Raw genomic sequence first — 1557 nt, forward strand, 5'->3', positions numbered from 1 at the left:
TGAGTTGCTCGATATTTTCAAGCATCACTTTCAATGCATCAGACATAAAATAACTCCCATTGGGTATGATTTGATATTACCACTAAAAAAGAGAAGTGAAAGGCTGGATTTACAAGTAGCGGCTAACACCCACATAAGGGGCAGTAATACGTGGGCTAAAATAGGAGCGAAGCGACAGAGTCCATGTGTTACTGTCCTAGCGAGCCTGCGAGCGGCTTAATGCGTTTGTTATGCGCTATTGACTTACAGCGCACAAATACCATAATTAGGTATATATTGGTACTTGGAGAAAGCAAATGGCTAAAAATACCAGCATTACCCTTGGTGACCATTTTGATGGCTTTATTGCTAGTCAAATTCAAACTGGTCGATATGGCTCAGCGAGCGAAGTAATTCGTTCAGCTCTTCGCTTGCTAGAAACACAGGAAACCAAATTAAACACTTTGCGTCAATTACTTGTAGCAGGTGAAGAAAGCGGCGAGGCTGAATACGACCTTGAGAACCTGATATCAGAACTAGATGGTGAATTAAAAGAGTGAAACCATTTAAGTTAACTATACTCGCAAAATCCGATTTAAAAGATATCGCGTTATTTACACAGCGGAAATGGGGGCGGGAACAGCGTAATGTATACCTAAAACAGTTCGATGATTCATTTTGGATGTTGTCTGAAAATCCTGATATCGGAAAAAGCTGCGACGAAATAAGAGACGGATACAGAAAGTTTCCGCAAGGTAGTCACGTTATTTTCTACAAGCAAACTGGTAACCAAGAAATTCTGGTTATAAGAATTCTTCATAAAAGTATGGATGTAAATCCTTTACGCTTTGGCGCATAACACCTGCATAACGGGCAAAAATACGTAGGCTATAATACAGAGCGAAGCGAAGGGAGCCTACGTATTTTTGTCCCTGGCGAGCGCAGCGAGTGTTAATGCGATTGTTATGTTTGCTCACTATACTTCAAAAGTACCGCTAAAAATTTAGAAGGAGTGACTATAAAAAGTCCAAATTCGTTAAAAATTGCTGAGGCATGTTTATATATACCTTTGTCAGAAGTGATAAAGCAGCCGCCATACTTTTGTGCTTCAAAAACGTGAAGACAGTCGGCTCTACGCTTTTCAGGCTTGCCGTTTCCAACAATAATCTCGGTAATTCGGTCGAGTTGTTCTTTTTCCGAGTGGGTAAGATTAAGCTTTACAGTCTTGCGGGAAACCTTTCCAAGTTCTTTCAATTTATTGGGCGTACTCTCTTGCTTTAACTCATCGTCAACCGAGTACATGACCATAATTTTTTTCTTGTTCTTTTCGAGAATTTCTTGCGCTTGTAATGATGCTGTTTGCTCTTCAACAGTACCACCATCAAATGCACAAGAGTCAAAAAAGACAAAGTTATCGTATGGGTTAAAATCCATTTCAATTACCAAAGAACATAACACCCGCATAAAGGGCGATAACACATGGGCTAAAATAGGAACGAAGTGACGCAGCCCATGTGTTAGCGTCCCAGCGAGCCTGCGAGCGATTTAATGCGTTTGTTATAAGCCGCCGCGCTCCCA

At 40.9% G+C, this 1557-nt stretch carries 3 protein-coding genes; 2 read left to right on the forward strand and 1 reads right to left on the reverse strand.

The annotated features are described in order from the left end of the window. Positions 1–296: 296 nt before the first annotated feature. Positions 297–539 carry a type II toxin-antitoxin system ParD family antitoxin gene (locus IW644_RS19820; protein WP_020745298.1) on the forward strand — a complete coding sequence of 81 codons (243 nt, stop codon included), beginning with the start codon at positions 297–299 and terminating at the stop codon, positions 537–539. After that, on the forward strand, positions 536–838 hold the full coding sequence (locus IW644_RS19825; RefSeq protein WP_020745299.1) for a type II toxin-antitoxin system RelE/ParE family toxin: 303 nt from the start codon (positions 536–538) through the stop codon (positions 836–838). The genes IW644_RS19820 and IW644_RS19825 overlap by 4 nt, the downstream gene beginning before the upstream one ends. 104 nt (positions 839–942) lie before the next feature. Here IW644_RS19825 and IW644_RS19830 read toward each other — a convergent pair whose 3' ends face one another. Continuing rightward, the gene (locus tag IW644_RS19830) at positions 943–1413 is read right to left on the reverse strand and encodes a type II toxin-antitoxin system VapC family toxin (RefSeq protein ID WP_269919043.1); all 471 of its coding nucleotides are present in this window, start codon (positions 1411–1413) and stop codon (positions 943–945) included. Between the last annotated feature and the right edge of the window lie 144 nt (positions 1414–1557).

Origin of the sequence: Alteromonas sp. PRIM-21 (genome assembly GCF_027563165.1) — a bacterium.
Lineage (GTDB): Bacteria > Pseudomonadota > Gammaproteobacteria > Enterobacterales > Alteromonadaceae > Alteromonas > Alteromonas macleodii_A.

What these genes read in the sequence shown, in the direction of transcription:
- IW644_RS19820 (WP_020745298.1), top strand. Translation starts at nt 297, where the DNA reads ATGGCTAAAAATACCAGCATTACCCTTGGTGACCATTTTGATGGCTTT.
- IW644_RS19830 (WP_269919043.1), bottom strand. Translation starts at nt 1,413, where the DNA reads ATGGATTTTAACCCATACGATAACTTTGTCTTTTTTGACTCTTGTGCA.